Below are 14,795 nucleotides of genomic sequence, written 5' to 3' on the forward strand. Positions count from 1 at the left end.
TTCAGCAGCGCGCGTGCACTTCTTGTCGTAGGGTTCTTAAAATGTAAAGAAAATTGATCAGTGAGTTAAAGTCACCTTGCTATATGAAGGTTAGCAGTGGAATAATGCTTGGGTTTCTTAGCTGAAGATTCAGATAAGAAAAAAAACGAAATTAGTTATTTTGTCGGATTGAGCAGACACGCAGCAATGGCGTAAGACGTAATGCGAAATCAGACACTTAGCGGGCTGCGGGTTGCGGCCTGGACATGAGATGGAGTGCACGGGTTTACTGAATTATCTCTCGCATTTCCACTATCTGGTGCTGTTGTTCCTTATGAAAAACAGGCCACCGACGTTATTTGCGCCCCTCGCGCGGTCGATAACCGTGAGGTTGACGACATTGCACTAAGTCACGGGGCCATCGGTTGATACTCGTCCAGGGTAACTATGCCCGCAGCTTTAATCACTCATGAAAGAATAACGAGTACGTTACGATGAAAAGAATGTTAATCAACGCAACTCAGCAGGAGGAGTTGCGCGTTGCCCTGGTTGATGGTCAACGTCTGTACGATCTGGATATCGAAAGCCCAGGACACGAACAGAAAAAAGCCAATATCTACAAAGGTAAAATCACCCGTATCGAACCCAGCCTTGAAGCGGCCTTCGTCGATTACGGTGCAGAACGTCACGGTTTCCTCCCCCTGAAAGAAATTTCCCGCGAATACTTCCCTGCTAATTACAACTCACACGGTCGTCCGAACATTAAAGACGTGCTGCGTGAAGGTCAGGAAGTCATTGTTCAGATTGATAAAGAAGAACGCGGCAACAAAGGTGCTGCGCTCACTACATTTATCTCTCTGGCAGGCAGCTATCTGGTATTAATGCCAAATAACCCGCGCGCGGGTGGGATTTCACGTCGGATTGAAGGCGATGACCGTACCGAACTGAAAGAGGCGCTGTCGGCGCTGGAACTCCCTGATGGCATGGGGCTGATTGTTCGCACGGCGGGCGTCGGTAAATCAGCCGAATCGCTGCAGTGGGACCTTAGCTTCCGTCTGAAGCATTGGGAAGCCATCAAAAAAGCGGCTGACAGCCGCGCGGCCCCGTTCCTGATCCATCAGGAAAGCAACGTGATCGTGCGCGCCTTCCGCGACTATCTGCGTCAGGATATCGGTGAGATTCTTATCGATAACCCAAAAGTGCTGGAACTGGCACGTCAGCATATCGCCGCGCTGGGCCGTCCGGACTTTAGCAGCAAAATTAAGCTCTACACCGGTGAGATTCCGCTGTTCAGCCATTACCAAATCGAATCGCAAATCGAATCCGCTTTCCAGCGTGAAGTTCGCTTGCCGTCAGGCGGCTCAATCGTTATCGACAGTACCGAAGCGCTTACCGCCATCGATATCAACTCCGCCCGTGCCACGCGCGGTGGCGATATTGAAGAAACCGCCTTTAATACCAACCTGGAAGCGGCCGACGAAATTGCTCGCCAGCTGCGTCTGCGCGACCTGGGCGGCCTGATCGTTATCGACTTTATCGATATGACACCGGTTCGTCACCAGCGCGCGGTTGAAAACCGTCTGCGTGAAGCCGTCCGTCAGGATCGCGCCCGAATTCAAATCAGCCATATTTCACGTTTTGGCCTGCTGGAGATGTCCCGCCAGCGCCTCAGCCCGTCCCTGGGCGAGTCCAGCCACCACGTCTGTCCACGTTGTAGCGGCACCGGCACGATTCGTGATAACGAATCTTTGTCGCTGTCCATTCTGCGCCTGATTGAAGAAGAAGCGCTGAAAGACAACACTAAAGAAGTGCATGCTATCGTGCCGGTCCCGGTCGCCTCTTACCTGCTGAATGAAAAACGTGAAGCGGTAAATGCTATCGAGAAACGTCAGGGCGGCGTACGTGCGGTCATCGTGCCGGACGATCGGATGGAAACCCCGCACTACTCCGTTCTGCGTGTGCGCAAAGGCGAAGAAACGCAAACGCTGAGCTATCACCTGCCGAAACTGCATGAAGCCGAGATGGCGATGCCATCTGAAGACGAGCATGCTGAGCGCCGCCGTCCAGAGCAGCCAGCTCTCGCCGCCTTTGTGATGCCCGATGCGCCGCCAGCGCCGGCCGAAGCCACACCAGAGGTGGCCAAACCTTCAGCGACTGTGACGCAACCCGCGGCCGCGCAGGCCAGTGAAGGTTTTGTCAGCCGTCTGCTGAGTGGACTGAAAAAACTGTTTGCTGGCGAACCTGCTCCGGCGACTGTCGAGCCGGTTGCCGAGGCGACGGCCCCGCAGAAAACCAGCGAGGACGAGAACGGCAACCCGCGTGGCGATCGTCGTAATAATCGTCGCAACAACAACCGCCGCGAACGAACCCCGCGCAACGGTGATAACACACAACAGCGCGAATCTCGTGATAACCGTGATAACCGTGATAACCGTGATAACCGTGGCGAGTCTCGAGATAATCGCGAGACGCGTGAAGACAATCGTCGTAACAAGCGTCAGGCCCAGCCTAATGACGCGCGTGACGAGCGTCCGGTACTGAGCGATGAAGCGCGCCAGCAGCGTGATGAGCAGCAGCAACAGCGCCGCGAACAACGTGCTGAACGTCAGCGTCGTCGTCAGGAAGAGAAACGCGCTCAGCAGGACGCTAACAGCGCGGTGGAACAAACCGCTGAAGCGGTCGCGCCTGCTGCTGTGGATGCGCAGGAAGACGAGCGCGTTCAGGTGATGCCTCGCCGTAAACCGCGCCAGCTGACGCAGAAAGTCCGCGTTGGTGATAACAATGACCAGCCGCAGGCCGCCGCTGTTGAATCAGCCGAATCGGCTGAAGTTCAAAAGGTGCAGCCTGTTGTCGAAACGTCGCAGGTTGAAGAGACGGAGGAGAACGAAGGTCGCGATAATGCCAATATGCCACGTCGTTCACGCCGCTCACCTCGCCATCTGCGCGTAAGTGGTCAGCGTCGCCGTCGTTACCGTGATGAACGTTATCCGACCCAGTCCGCGATGCCTTTAGACGCCGCTGCGGCTTCGCCTGAAATGGCGTCCGGCAAAGTCTGGATTCGCTATCCGGTCGCGCAAGCGAATGAAGAGCAAATCGTTCAGGATGCGCCTGAATCGACACCGGACTACAGCCGTGAAGAGACTGCCCCTGCTGTTGCCCTGCCTGTCGCCACCGAGGAAGCGCCGGCTTCACAGACTGAGCCAGTACAAATTGCAGAGCCGCAGGCTGACGCCCCGGTTACCGTGGTGAATACTGACGATACTCAGGCCATTGAAGCCCCGGTTCATCATGAACCTTCGGTGATTCCAGCCGCTGCTGAAGCCCGTGCTGAAGCTATCGCGCAACAGGCTCAGCCTGCTGACGCTGTCGACGCGCCGGAAGTAAACGTGCCGGTTGTCGCAGAATCCGCGCCTGAAGAAACGGCGGAAGAGCATGCGGGCACGACAGTCAGCGCAGCGATCGAAGCGCAGGTGGAAGAGGTTTTACACGCGCCGGTTGCTGCTGAGGAAGCCATTACGCCGGTGAGTGAACCTCATGCACCTGTTGCCGCACGCGACATCCCTGTTGAGGCATTAAAAGCCAACGCCGAAACGCGCTGGAAGCACTTTGCTTCTGCACCGATGACCAAGGCGCCTGCACCAGTGTGGCAACCCGAGCCTGCCCGTCAAAGTGACTGGCAACGTCCGGCCTTTAAATTTGAGGGCAGAGGTTCTGCTGGCGGCCATAGCGCCACCCATCAGGCTACTGCACCTGCCACCAAGCCGTAAGGCGCGGTAGCAGTACACATGAACCCGGCTCCGGCCGGGTTTTTTTATTGCATGCGCGGCGTTACAGGTGATGGAACGGGGATGCGCAGCCGTTAACTGAATGCGTCTCTCAGCCAGGGCAGCATGAGAGGTAAAAAACCGCGCGTGCGCGTCACGCGTTAACGCATGCTTTTCAGAGTGGCCTCGTGGCAAAGTACAGGCTGCAGGCAAAAAAAATCCCACCGTCCCTTATCAGGACGGTGGGAAAAACTAAGCGCACCCGGTTAAAGTACGCCCAAATTTTTTTTTTATGAATTTAACTGAAACAGCGACATCTGAGACATATCGGTAAAGGTCTTGTATGAAGCCTGTAGTGCCTGCTGTTGCATGGTGTAGCTGGAGATCGCCTGGGTGTAATCAACGTCCACCAGGCTGCTCATCTGGGAATCATAAATGACCTTGCGATCGTCCCCCTGCGCATTCAACGTATCCAGCTCTTTCAACTGAGTACCGATCTCGGAACGGACGCTGAGCACGTTGTTCAACGAGTTGCTCAAACCACGGCTGGTTTTGTCCATTGCCGCAGAAAACGTGGCTTTCGTCGCATCGTCCGCGCCGTTTTGCGGCACTTTCAGCGCACTGATGGCGCTGTCCAGCATGTTAAACAAGTTCGTTTCACTGGTACCGCCGTTAGGCTCTTTCACCGCGTTGCTGGTGACAGCCATCACGATACTGTTACCGGTATGACCGATGGTCATGGTACGGTCCGTGTCCACTTTTTGCGTAATGGCGTCGGTTCCGCCCTGATAGGTCACACCGCCCGCACCGTCTACAAACGGTGGGCTGTCCGTTTTGTAACCCGCGAAAATATAGCGACCGTTGGCGTCTTTGCTGTTGACCTGGTTCAGTAACTGCGCACGCACGCCCTCTAGCTGAGTCGCATAGGAGGCGCGGTCATCATCGCTTAAGGAACCGTTTGCCGCGGCCACGATCATCGACTGTGCACTCATGATGCTGTTCGTGACGCCGTTAAGGGTGTTTTCTTCCAGCGATAACCCCTGGTCGGCAAAGGTACGCGCAACAGCATACTGGCTTGCCTGCGCCTGCGTTTGCGACAGCACGACCGCACGCGACGCGGCAATCGGGTCGTCTGAAGGATTCGACACTCTGAGTCCGGTGGAAAGCTGTTTTCCCGCGTTTAACCAGGAGGATTGCGCATCGCTAACGCCGCGAACCTGCTGATCAAAAATCATATTTGTACTGAGTCGCATGATGTCCTCTGCGCTTAGTTAATGCCAAGCAGGGCGTCAAAAACGGTAGAGGCCGTTTTTAAAACCTGCGCATTCGCCATGTAATATTGTTGGTATTTCGTCAGGTTCGCGTACTCTTCGTCCAGGTTCACCCCGGAAACAGACTGCTGGCGGTTGGTCAGCTGCGTCACCACGTTCTGCTGTGTCGTGCTGGCGGTTTTGAGTGCCTGGGTTTTGTTGCCGACGGTACTTACCATGGCGCCGTAAGCCTGGGAAATTGTCGCGTTGCCGTTAACGATTTTGGCATCCTGCAACGCCAGCAGCTTTTGCGCATTGCGGTTATCACTTTCCCCGCCGGTCGCGGCCGCAGCGGCAATTTGCGATCCACTGGTAATAGCAACCGACATACCGTTAACCACGTTCTGAACCGGTTTCACCAGAAAACTGTCTTTGGCGTTTGGCGTGCCGTTGACCGTCAGGCTCATCCCATCCAGATTAAGCGTCGTGACGCCGCCCGAGGTAGTGGGTGTCAGCGTGGTTTTGCTGTTATCTGACAAACGTGTCGCTGACCAGTTTGTCCCGTCATAGCTGACGGTATAGTTGGATGCCTGCAGGGCACTGGTATTAGTCCACGCTGCCGTCAGGGTGGCAGAAGAGGTATTTTTGCTGTCCCCCTGCGCCGTAGGACTGCCAATATTAAAGAAGTCGACGCCCTGATTACCGTTGCTGTCGAAGCCTTGCTTGTGCACGGCGTTAAAACTGGTTGTAAAGGCTGCGGCTAACTGGCCCAGTTGGTTTTGTGCCAGGTCCAGATCCTGCGAGCGAAAGCTCAGCATACCGCCCAGCGAACCCGTTGTTATGGAGGACTCGGGGAGCTGCACATTGCCAGCTTGTGGGTCAACATAACCAACTGTGGTGCGGGTCAGGTCACTGCTGGAGGGCATAGCCACCAGCTTAGTGGACTGAAAACCATTCACCAGCGAAAGACCGTTAGCCATGGAAACGGTGTAGCTTCCATCTTGCTGTGACACTGTCACACCAACGAGATTATTCAGACCGTTCACTAACTGGTCGCGCTGATCCAGCAAATCATTCGGTGTTGCACCGCTCGCCGTGCTGAGTTTGGCAATTTGCTGGTTAAGATTCGAGATCTGCGTGGTGAAGGTATTAATCTGATCGACGTCAGAGGCAATATTGGTGTTCACGCTGTTTTGCATGTTGGTCAGGTACTGCGCCTGGGTCTGGAACTGATTAACCAGCCCCTGCGAGTTGCTGAGCATCGACTGGCGCGCCGCCGGATCGTTGGCGTTACTGACCACGTTCTGCATGTTGCTGAAGAAGCCCTGAATCGCCGTCGACAGGTTAGTGGTCGAGGTCGACATCAGATCGTCAATGTTCGAAACCTGTGAATACTGTGTATTCGCTGCATTATACGTGGCTGACGAACCGCGCAGCTGAGCCGCGATAAAACTGTCATATTCACGCTGAACGCCAGTGACGTTAACGCCGTTGCCGTAATAGCTTTTCCCCTGCAGGGTACTGTTTGCTTCGGCCAGAATGGTGGTCTGACGTGAGTAACCCGCGACAGTGTAGTTACTGATATTGTTACTGGTTGTGCTTAAGGCGGCCTGTGCGGCACTGAGCCCGCTCATTGCGGAGTTAATTATGCTGGACATCTCGGTTCCTTACATTCCCCCGTTAACCGGGTCGCTGTCATCAGTGTGGTCGCCAACATGCGCTGGCGCGCCTGGCTCTTGCTGTTATTATCGGCATGCTTAAGTGAAACTTGAGGCGGAATTATCAGAACAGCGTACTTAAATCCTGGCTATAGGCTTTCACGACTTTCTCGCCCATGTTCTTGAATTGCTGGATCATTCCTACCAGTTTTTGTGCGTATTTCGGATCGGTCGCGTAACCCGCGGCCTGTAATGCCTGCGCACCCTGCTCGGCACTTTGCGCATTGGCTACGGCCGCATAACGCGGATTATTCGAAATCAGTTTGACGTAGTCGTTTAACGCTTCGAAATAGGAGCCATAGACCCGGAACGTCGCGCGTACTTTTTTCGCTTCGCCATGCTCGTATTCGGTGGTCATGATATCGGTTGTTTCGCCCTTCCAGTTACCGCTGGCTTTAATGCCGAAGACGTTGTAGCTCGGCTTGCCGTCACGGGTCAGGATTTGACGCTGCCCCCAGCCCGACTCCAGCGCGGCCTGCGCCAGAATCAGGTGGTGAGGAATACCGCTTTGCTGGCTGGCAGCCTGAGCAGGCTGCGTCAGTTGCGCAATAAAATCGCGGCTGTCACTGGGCAGACCGGTCGGCGATGGCGCGGGCAGGCGCGGCATCGCTTTACGCACCATCTGCTCCAGCGGCGTTGCCCCTATGCTGCTCATGATAAAGCTGTTATCCAGCTTCATCGGTACGGTTCCGGCGGTTTCGTCCGGGGCTTTGGCGGGTTCCATCTGTTTAACGATGATATCCGCCAGGCCCAGGCCACGTTTACCAATATCCTGCGCAATCTGCTGATCGTACATTGACGTGAAAAGTTTGGTCTGTTCATTGCTGAGTATGCCGTCCTGCGGTAGCGCCTCGCGCATACTCTTCAACATCATCTGAACAAACATCCCTTCGACCTGCTGTGCCACCTGCAGCGCTTTTCCTTTCGGATCAACACTCACCTGGCGTTTAAGGTCATTCAGTGAGCGGCTGTCGAAAGCCGCATTCATCAGCGATTGCGCATCGTTCATCAGATAATTTCCAGTTTAGCGCGCAGGCAACCCGCGCTTTGCATTGACTGCAAAATAGACATCAGTTCGATAGGCGATGCACCCAGGGCATTCAGCGCGCGCACGACACTGTTCAGGTTGGCGCTGGAGTTAACCCGCTGGAGGGCACCGCCGCTCTGACGCAGATCGATCTGCGTATTGGTGGTGGCCACGGTTTGTCCACCCGCCAGTGGCGTATCAGGCTGGCTCACGTTTTGCTGCTGATTGACCGTGACTGACAGGTTGCCCTGCGCGACGGCACAGGTATTCAGTTTCACTTCACGGTTCATGACGACAGAGCCGGTACGTGAGTTAATGATCACCTTGGCATCTTCTACAGGGACAGACACATCGATATTCTGTATCTCAGCCAGTAAGCGAACCTGTGCACCGTTATTCGGCGATACGCGAACCTGCACAGTGCGCGCATCCAGCGGCTGAGCAGAACCGTATCCGCCACGGGCGTTGATGGCATCCGCAATACGCTGCGCCATCGAGAAATCTTCGGTGTTGAGCTGCAGGTTGATGGTGTTCTGCGAGCCAAAGTTGCTCTGCAGCTCACGTTCAACCGTGGCTCCATCGGTAATACGTCCCCCGTTAAGCTGGTTGACCTGCACGCTGCTGCCGCCTGCTGCGGCACCCGCGCCACCGACAAGGATGTTGCCCTGAGCCAGCGCATAGACCTGGTTATCGACACCTTTCATCGGCGTCATTAACAGCGTACCGCCGCGCAGACTTTTCGCGTTACCCATGGACGAGACCACCACATCCAGCGTCTGCCCCTGGCGGGCAAACGAAGGCAGTTTTGCCGTCACCATAACGGCCGCCACGTTTTTGAGCTGCATGTTGGTACCAGGCGGGACGGTAATGCCCAGCTGAGACAGCATGTTACTCACGGTCTGCGTGGTAAAAGGCGTCTGGGTGGTCTGGTCACCGGTACCGTCAAGGCCAACCACCAGTCCGTAGCCCAGCAGTTGGTTATCACGCACGCCCTGAACGGTGGTTAAATCGCGAATCAGATCGGCACGGGCCATCAGGCTTATGCCTAACAGTAACCCCAGACCGACACGCCATAATGCTAACTTTTTCATTGCAACCTCTTAGAACGGCGAGATATTCAGGAAGAAGCGCTGCAACCAGCCCATATTCTGCGCTTCATTGATATAACCATTTCCGACGTACTCAATACGTGCATCGGCGACGGCCGTTGATAACACCGCGTTGCTGGCGCTGATGGTGCGTGGGTTAACCACGCCTGAGAAGCGAATAAACTCGGTGCCCTGGTTGATCTCAATCTGTTTTTCCCCGACCACGTGCAGGTTGCCATTCGACAGAACCTGATCCACCGTGACGGTAATGGTGCCGGTAAAGGTGTTATTGGCAGACGCCCCGCCTTTACCTGCGAAATCATTTTTGCCACCCGCCGCAAAGTTGGCTTTCTCGCCCGATGCGCCGGCTAAACCGGCTAAACCGGTAGGAACGGCCGTGATCCCCAGACTGCCGCTGCCGTTACGGCTGGCATTCGAGGTTGAACTTTTGCTGGCGCTGACGTTTTCCTGCAAGGTGATGGTCAGCGTATCGCCGATATTACGTGGACGACGATCCTCAAACAGCGGCTGATAACCGTAGTTAAGCGGCGCGACGCCCTGAAAAATTGACCCGTTCACCACCGGTGGTGCAGATGGCAACGGCTGAGCCGTGGTCGCCCCTTGCACCAACGGCGTGCGCGGTACCAGTGCACAACCGTTAAGAGTGAGTAGCAAGCTTGCCACTAACCAATGTCCAGGCTTGAGAATATGTTGCATCGCCACGGAGTCACGACCTTATAAATGACTGTTCTTCAGGCCAGCCTGAGCCGGCCCTGTTCGTATTACAGCTGAGTTAACTTCGCCAGCATTTGATCGGAGGTGCTGATCGCCTTGCTGTTAATTTCATACGCACGCTGCGTCTGGATCATGGTGACCAGCTCTTCCGCAACGTTTACGTTAGAGGTTTCGGTATAACCCTGATACAGCAAACCGGCACCGTTCTGGCCCGGTGTACTGTCCGTTGGCGCACCGGATGCCTGGGTTTCCTTGTAGAGGTTTTCACCTACGCTATCGAGACCCGCATTGTTCATGAAGGTACTCAGCGTTAACTGCCCAACCTGAGCCGCCTGCGTTTGCCCCTGTTGAGTCACACTGACGACACCATCACGCGATACGGTAATGCTGGTGGCATTGGCCGGGATAGTAATGCCTGGCTGAACAGGGAAACCCGCGTTAGTCACCAGCTGGCCGTTCTGGTCAACCTGAAATGAACCATCACGGGTATAGGCAGACGTACCATCTGGCATCTGGATCTGGAAGAAACCCTGACCGTTAATGGCAATGTCTTTTGAGTTATTGGTCTGCGACAGGTTGCCCTGCGTATGCAAGCGCTCGGTCGTGACAGGACGCACACCGGTACCGATTTGCAGCCCTGACGGCAGCGTGGTCTGCTCGGATGACTGCGTGCCTGGCTGACGCATCGTCTGGTACATCAGATCTTCAAACACGGCACGTGAACGCTTAAAGCCGTTGGTGCTGACGTTCGCCAGGTTGTTGGCGATCACGTCCATGTTCATCTGCTGGGCATCAAGACCGGTTTTCGCGATCCATAAAGAACGAATCATGTATTTATCCTCGCGCCTTAGCTGCCCATACTGAGCAACTGGTTGGCTTTTTGTTCGTTTTGGTCAACGTTGGTAATGACCTTCATCTGCATCTCGAAGCGACGGGCATTGGCAATCATATCGACCATCGTCTCGACCGGTTTCACGTTACTGCCTTCGAGCACTCCGGGCATGACCTGCATCGTCGGATCGGCCTGCAGTGCGGCACCGCGCGTCGCCTGCGTCGCGGCGGTCGGACGGAACATGCCATCGTCACCGCGCTGTAACTCTTTACCGGTTGCCTGAACCAGCTTCAGACGGCCCAGTTGCACGGTGGCATTAGGTGAATCGCCGGCGTTCAGTCCGGTAATCGAACCGTCAGCCGCAATCGTGATTTCAGAACCCTGAGGGATCACAATCGGACCGCCCTCGCCCATGACGGGATTGCCCTGCACCGTCAGCGTACCGTCCGAACGGATCTGCATGTTGCCGTTGCGGGTATAGGCTTCACTACCGTCTGCTGTACGCACGGCAAGCCAGCCATCCTGCTGCATTGCGACGTCCAGGGGACGCTGGGTGTAATCCATTGCACCCTGACTCATATCGGCACCCGGCGTGGACGCCGTGACCAACGTGCGCGTGGGCAGCGACCAGCCGGTGACCGGTACCGCACGCAATGCGTTCAACTGCGCCCGGAAACCGGGCGTTGAGGCGTTGGCGAGGTTGCTGGCGGTAACCGCCTGCTGATCCAGTGTCTGGCTGGCCGCGCCCATCGCGGTATATATCGCGTGATCCATAGAGCAATCCCGTTAGCGAATTAGCGTAAGTTGACCAGAGTGTTAAGGATCTGATCCTGCGTTTTGATGGTCTGCGCGTTCGCCTGATAGTTGCGTTGCGCGACGATCATGTTGACCAGCTCTTTACTCATATCGACGTTCGAGGACTCCAGGGCACCTGCTGTGAGTGAACCAAATGTTCCGGTGTTCGCCAGGCCAACAGCGGCCTGTCCAGACGCATTCGTTTCTGCCCAGACGTTGTCACCCTGAGATTTCAGACCTTCCGGGTTAGAGAAGCTGGCCAGTACGATCTGTCCCAGCAGCTGAGTGCGTTGGTTGGAGTAACTGCCGGTGATGGTACCGTCATTGTTGATGGCGTAGCTGGTCAGGTCGCCAGGCGCGTAGCCATTCTGTGTAGCGTTACCAAACGTGGTGGCACCGGTGTTTTGCTGCAGGCTGCCCACAAAGTTTAAGGCGACGGTGGTACCGTTTGCGCCATTTACACCGGGAATGGTCACGGTAGCGGTGCTGGCCGTGGTTGAGCCAGCAACGACGTTGCCGGTCGCATCCAGTGAAGAAACGCCCGTCAGCTGACCGTTGGCGTTGTAGCTCATCTGGTAATTACCCACGTTTGAGCCCGCAGTGGAGTCAATGCCGTGAATTTTCCAGGTGTTGTCTGCGGTTTTAACGAAGTACAGGTCAAGCGAGTGCGAGTTACCCTGCGTGTCGTACATGGTAATGGTGTTTTTGGCACTGTACGTGGTTGGGTCTGTCGCCGAGAACTTGGTGTCATCCAGTGCTGCAGACGTGGAGTTCAGCTTCGCAACCTGATTTGCCGTGGTGGTGGCATTCGCTGGCATTTGCGTGGTAGGGATTTTAATCGCAACCGGGCTCGCACCGGTCTGAATTGTCGGTGGCACGCCTGACGCCGGATAGCCAGTCACATTCAGACCCTGGGTGTTCACCAGGTTACGGTTTTGATCCAACGTAAACTGGCCGTTACGGGAATAGGAAACCGCACCCGCCGAGTTGGTCAGACGGAAAAAACCGTTGCCGCTCAGCGCAACATCCAGCCCACGGCTGGTGGTGGTGGTAGAGCCATCGTTGAAGTTCTGGATAACGGCCGCAACTTTTGTACCCAAGCCCACGTTAGAGCCGGCAAACATATCGGCAAACGCGATGGTACTGGATTTAAAGCCCGCTGTGGCGGAGTTAGCGATGTTGTTACCGATAACGTCCAGGTTACTTGAGGCAGCGCCGAGACCGCTGACCGCTTGTGAAAATGACATTTAAACCTCTCCTGTCTACAGGTGAATCAGAGAATCTGACGTACGTCGTCAAGGGTGGCGGAGCCCATGGTGCCGAGATCCAGTTTTGCGGTATTACCCGCCGTGCTTACGCCATTGACGTAGGCATAATTAAGTGGCTGAGCCACCTGTTGACCGCTGCTGTTACTGGCAGCAATCGCAACCTTGTATTTCCCGTCTGGCGCCACGCTGCCATCCGGTAATTTGCCGTCCCACGAGAAGGTATGGACGCCGGCGCTCAGTGCGCCCAGATCCTGGGTGCTCACCACGTTGCCTTGCGCGTCGCTAATCGTCGCCGTGGCGGTAGTGGCCGCGTTGGTCAGCTCAACGCCGAATGGCGTCGTGGTGCCTTTGCCGACCAGAATCTGAGAGCCATTCACCATCACGCCATGCCCAATCAGCGTGGAGCTCTGCAGAGACTGACTGGTGCTGATCTGACCGGAAATGGATCCCAGCGTGGTATTGAGTTTTTCAATGCCGCTCAGGGTGTTGATCTGTGCCAGCTGCGTTGTCAGTTGGCTGTTATCCATCGGATTAGTTGGATCCTGGTTTTGTAGCTGCGTGACCAGCATGGTCAGGAACTGGTTTTGCAGGTCCTGAGAGCTGTTCCCCGTTCCGGTGCTGGAGGAACTCAGTACCGTGGGGTCCAGCTTCTCGTTAACGCCTACTGCAATCGCCATTATTTTTCTCCGTTACTGACCCATCGTCAGCGTTTTCATCATCATCGACTTCACGGTATTCAGCACCTCGACGTTAGCCTGGTAGCTGCGTGACGCCGACATGGTGTTAACCGTTTCGGCTACCACGTCCACGTTAGGCATCTTCACGTACCCTTTGGCATCGGCCATGGGATTGCCTGGGTCATAGACCAGTTTTGCCGGGGTCGGATCGTCCACCACCTGCGCCACTTTCACGCCACCCGTTGCGGCACCGGCGGCGGCATCGGTCTGAAAAACAACCTGTTTTGCCACGTAAGGCTGTCCGTCCGGACCGGTTACGCTGTCGGCGTTTGCCAGGTTACTGGCGCTTACGTTCAATCGCTGTGATTGCGCGGTCATCGCTGAACCGGCAATGTCAAAAATATTAAGCAAGGCCATAATTATTGCCCTTGTAACACGCTCATCATGCCCTTGATCTGGCTACTGATAAGCGTGAGGTCGGTTTGATATTTCAGGCTGTTATCCGCGAACTGGGTACGTTCACGGTCCATATCCACGGTGTTACCGTCGGCAGATGGCTGATCCGGAATGCGATACAGCAAGTCCATTGACGGTGCCGAATTCGTCTGCGCTTCAATGTGACGCGCCGACGTGACTTTGAGCGCCAGGCTACTGCCTTCAGCACGTCCATTCGCCATTGCCCGATTCAGCTCGCTGGCAAAGTCGATATCCCTGGCCTGATAGCCCGGGGTGTCGGCGTTGGCAATGTTTGATGCCAGAATCTCCTGACGTTGAGCTCGCAGGTTAAGGGCTTCGGTACCGAAATGTAGCGCCGCATCGAGTTTGTCGAGCATGCTTCCTCCGCAAATGAGAATTTCGAGCTGGCAGCTTAATCGGGAAAAAGCAAGAGCCATCGTCTGAATAACGCCTCAAATCGTCGCTATTTTTGCTCTTGAGTTTTTTTTTATGCGCGTACACTCGTTGGCATCATCAGTGAGGAAAAGCACATGCGTGGATATTCAGCCCTGTTAGCAAGCCTGCTGGCCCTGATTGCCCTACCCGTAATGGCAGGCGATTTCAGCGCCCAACTGAGCCAGTTTTTTAAGGCACGCGATCCCCAGCACGCGGCCGGAATGAATGTGGTGATTCGTACGCCGCAGGCCCAGTGGCCAGAATGTGATGCCCCGCAGTTTACCCTGCCGGGCAACAGCCGGGCCTGGGGCAACATGAGCGTGGCGGCTAACTGTGGTGAGAACCGTCGTTATATTCAGGTCCAGGTTCAGGTCACCGGTGATTATCTGGTCGCAACAAAATTAATTACCCGTGGCAGCGCCGTCACCAAAGAGGACTTCCGTATTCAAAACGGACGTCTTGATAACCTGCCCCCGCGCACACTGTTTACCGATGAGTCTGTAGCGGATTCGGTGGTCCTGCGTGACATCCAGCCGGGACAACCCGTGAGTCAGTCCATGCTGCGCCAGCCGTGGCGCGTCAAAGCGGGTCAGGACGTGATGGTGGTGGCCAGCGGTGAGGGATTTGACGCCAGCGGCGAAGGCAAAGCGTTAAACAACGGTACGATTTCACAGTGGGTTCGGGTGCGCATGGGAAATGGCCAGGTTGTGAGTGGCCGGGTGAGCGATGATGGGAAAATTCTTATAACACTATAAAACATTAAAGAAGGCT

Annotated in this window: 13 protein-coding genes; 2 read left to right on the forward strand and 11 right to left on the reverse strand. The window is 55.5% G+C overall.

What is annotated here, in order from left to right:
- The first annotated feature begins 473 nt into the window (after positions 1-473).
- Complete coding sequence (rne, locus tag GKC68_RS14305) at positions 474-3,746, forward strand: ribonuclease E (protein WP_342656275.1); 3,273 nt, start codon at positions 474-476, stop codon at positions 3,744-3,746.
- Between the two features lie 287 nt (positions 3,747-4,033).
- Here the strand turns inward: rne and flgL are convergent, their stop codons facing one another.
- From flgL to flgB, 11 genes are all read right to left on the reverse strand, one after another.
- Positions 4,034-4,996, reverse strand: coding sequence for a flagellar hook-associated protein FlgL (gene flgL, locus GKC68_RS14310; RefSeq protein ID WP_110145825.1), 963 nt, complete (start codon positions 4,994-4,996; stop codon positions 4,034-4,036).
- A gap of 14 nt (positions 4,997-5,010) precedes the next feature.
- Positions 5,011-6,651 carry a flagellar hook-associated protein FlgK gene (gene flgK / locus GKC68_RS14315; protein ID WP_110982977.1) on the reverse strand — a complete coding sequence of 547 codons (1,641 nt, stop codon included), beginning with the start codon at positions 6,649-6,651 and terminating at the stop codon, positions 5,011-5,013.
- 124 nt (positions 6,652-6,775) lie between these two features.
- Positions 6,776-7,720, reverse strand: coding sequence for a flagellar assembly peptidoglycan hydrolase FlgJ (gene flgJ, locus GKC68_RS14320; protein WP_028722417.1), 945 nt, complete (start codon positions 7,718-7,720; stop codon positions 6,776-6,778).
- Positions 7,720-8,829 (reverse strand): flagellar basal body P-ring protein FlgI, encoded by a 1,110-nt coding sequence (locus tag GKC68_RS14325; protein ID WP_047713775.1) that lies wholly within the window; start codon positions 8,827-8,829, stop codon positions 7,720-7,722. Before GKC68_RS14325 ends, flgJ begins: the two co-directional genes overlap by 1 nt.
- A gap of 9 nt (positions 8,830-8,838) precedes the next feature.
- Positions 8,839-9,543, reverse strand: coding sequence for a flagellar basal body L-ring protein FlgH (locus GKC68_RS14330; RefSeq protein ID WP_014593420.1), 705 nt, complete (start codon positions 9,541-9,543; stop codon positions 8,839-8,841).
- A gap of 65 nt (positions 9,544-9,608) precedes the next feature.
- The gene (gene flgG / locus GKC68_RS14335; RefSeq protein WP_006118820.1) at positions 9,609-10,391 is read right to left on the reverse strand and encodes a flagellar basal-body rod protein FlgG; all 783 of its coding nucleotides are present in this window, start codon (positions 10,389-10,391) and stop codon (positions 9,609-9,611) included.
- 17 nt (positions 10,392-10,408) lie between these two features.
- Entirely contained in the window at positions 10,409-11,167 is a 759-nt protein-coding gene (locus GKC68_RS14340) for a flagellar basal body rod protein FlgF (RefSeq protein ID WP_028722416.1), read from the reverse strand.
- A 20-nt stretch (positions 11,168-11,187) separates the two neighbouring features.
- The gene (flgE, locus tag GKC68_RS14345) at positions 11,188-12,435 is read right to left on the reverse strand and encodes a flagellar hook protein FlgE (protein WP_014606134.1); all 1,248 of its coding nucleotides are present in this window, start codon (positions 12,433-12,435) and stop codon (positions 11,188-11,190) included.
- A 26-nt stretch (positions 12,436-12,461) separates the two neighbouring features.
- Entirely contained in the window at positions 12,462-13,133 is a 672-nt protein-coding gene (flgD, locus tag GKC68_RS14350) for a flagellar hook assembly protein FlgD (protein WP_028722415.1), read from the reverse strand.
- A gap of 12 nt (positions 13,134-13,145) precedes the next feature.
- Positions 13,146-13,550 carry a flagellar basal body rod protein FlgC gene (gene flgC, locus GKC68_RS14355; RefSeq protein ID WP_013025348.1) on the reverse strand — a complete coding sequence of 135 codons (405 nt, stop codon included), beginning with the start codon at positions 13,548-13,550 and terminating at the stop codon, positions 13,146-13,148.
- Between the two features lie 2 nt (positions 13,551-13,552).
- Positions 13,553-13,966, reverse strand: coding sequence for a flagellar basal body rod protein FlgB (gene flgB, locus GKC68_RS14360; protein ID WP_015700561.1), 414 nt, complete (start codon positions 13,964-13,966; stop codon positions 13,553-13,555).
- A 153-nt stretch (positions 13,967-14,119) separates the two neighbouring features.
- On the opposite strand from flgB, the gene flgA reads away from it, so the two are divergent.
- Entirely contained in the window at positions 14,120-14,779 is a 660-nt protein-coding gene (gene flgA / locus GKC68_RS14365) for a flagellar basal body P-ring formation chaperone FlgA (RefSeq protein WP_047713776.1), read from the forward strand.
- Positions 14,780-14,795: the final 16 nt, after the last annotated feature.

Source organism: Pantoea sp. RSPAM1 (assembly GCF_038816185.1).
Classification (GTDB): Bacteria; Pseudomonadota; Gammaproteobacteria; order Enterobacterales; family Enterobacteriaceae; genus Pantoea; species Pantoea ananatis.

Coding starts and splice junctions, on each gene's coding strand:
- rne (WP_342656275.1), top strand. CDS start 474: ATGAAAAGAATGTTAATCAACGCAACTCAGCAGGAGGAGTTGCGCGTT.
- flgL (WP_110145825.1), bottom strand. CDS start 4,996: ATGCGACTCAGTACAAATATGATTTTTGATCAGCAGGTTCGCGGCGTT.
- flgK (WP_110982977.1), bottom strand. CDS start 6,651: ATGTCCAGCATAATTAACTCCGCAATGAGCGGGCTCAGTGCCGCACAG.
- flgJ (WP_028722417.1), bottom strand. CDS start 7,720: ATGAACGATGCGCAATCGCTGATGAATGCGGCTTTCGACAGCCGCTCA.
- GKC68_RS14325 (WP_047713775.1), bottom strand. CDS start 8,829: ATGAAAAAGTTAGCATTATGGCGTGTCGGTCTGGGGTTACTGTTAGGC.
- GKC68_RS14330 (WP_014593420.1), bottom strand. CDS start 9,543: ATGCAACATATTCTCAAGCCTGGACATTGGTTAGTGGCAAGCTTGCTA.
- flgG (WP_006118820.1), bottom strand. CDS start 10,391: ATGATTCGTTCTTTATGGATCGCGAAAACCGGTCTTGATGCCCAGCAG.
- GKC68_RS14340 (WP_028722416.1), bottom strand. CDS start 11,167: ATGGATCACGCGATATATACCGCGATGGGCGCGGCCAGCCAGACACTG.
- flgE (WP_014606134.1), bottom strand. CDS start 12,435: ATGTCATTTTCACAAGCGGTCAGCGGTCTCGGCGCTGCCTCAAGTAAC.
- flgD (WP_028722415.1), bottom strand. CDS start 13,133: ATGGCGATTGCAGTAGGCGTTAACGAGAAGCTGGACCCCACGGTACTG.
- flgC (WP_013025348.1), bottom strand. CDS start 13,550: ATGGCCTTGCTTAATATTTTTGACATTGCCGGTTCAGCGATGACCGCG.
- flgB (WP_015700561.1), bottom strand. CDS start 13,966: ATGCTCGACAAACTCGATGCGGCGCTACATTTCGGTACCGAAGCCCTT.
- flgA (WP_047713776.1), top strand. CDS start 14,120: ATGCGTGGATATTCAGCCCTGTTAGCAAGCCTGCTGGCCCTGATTGCC.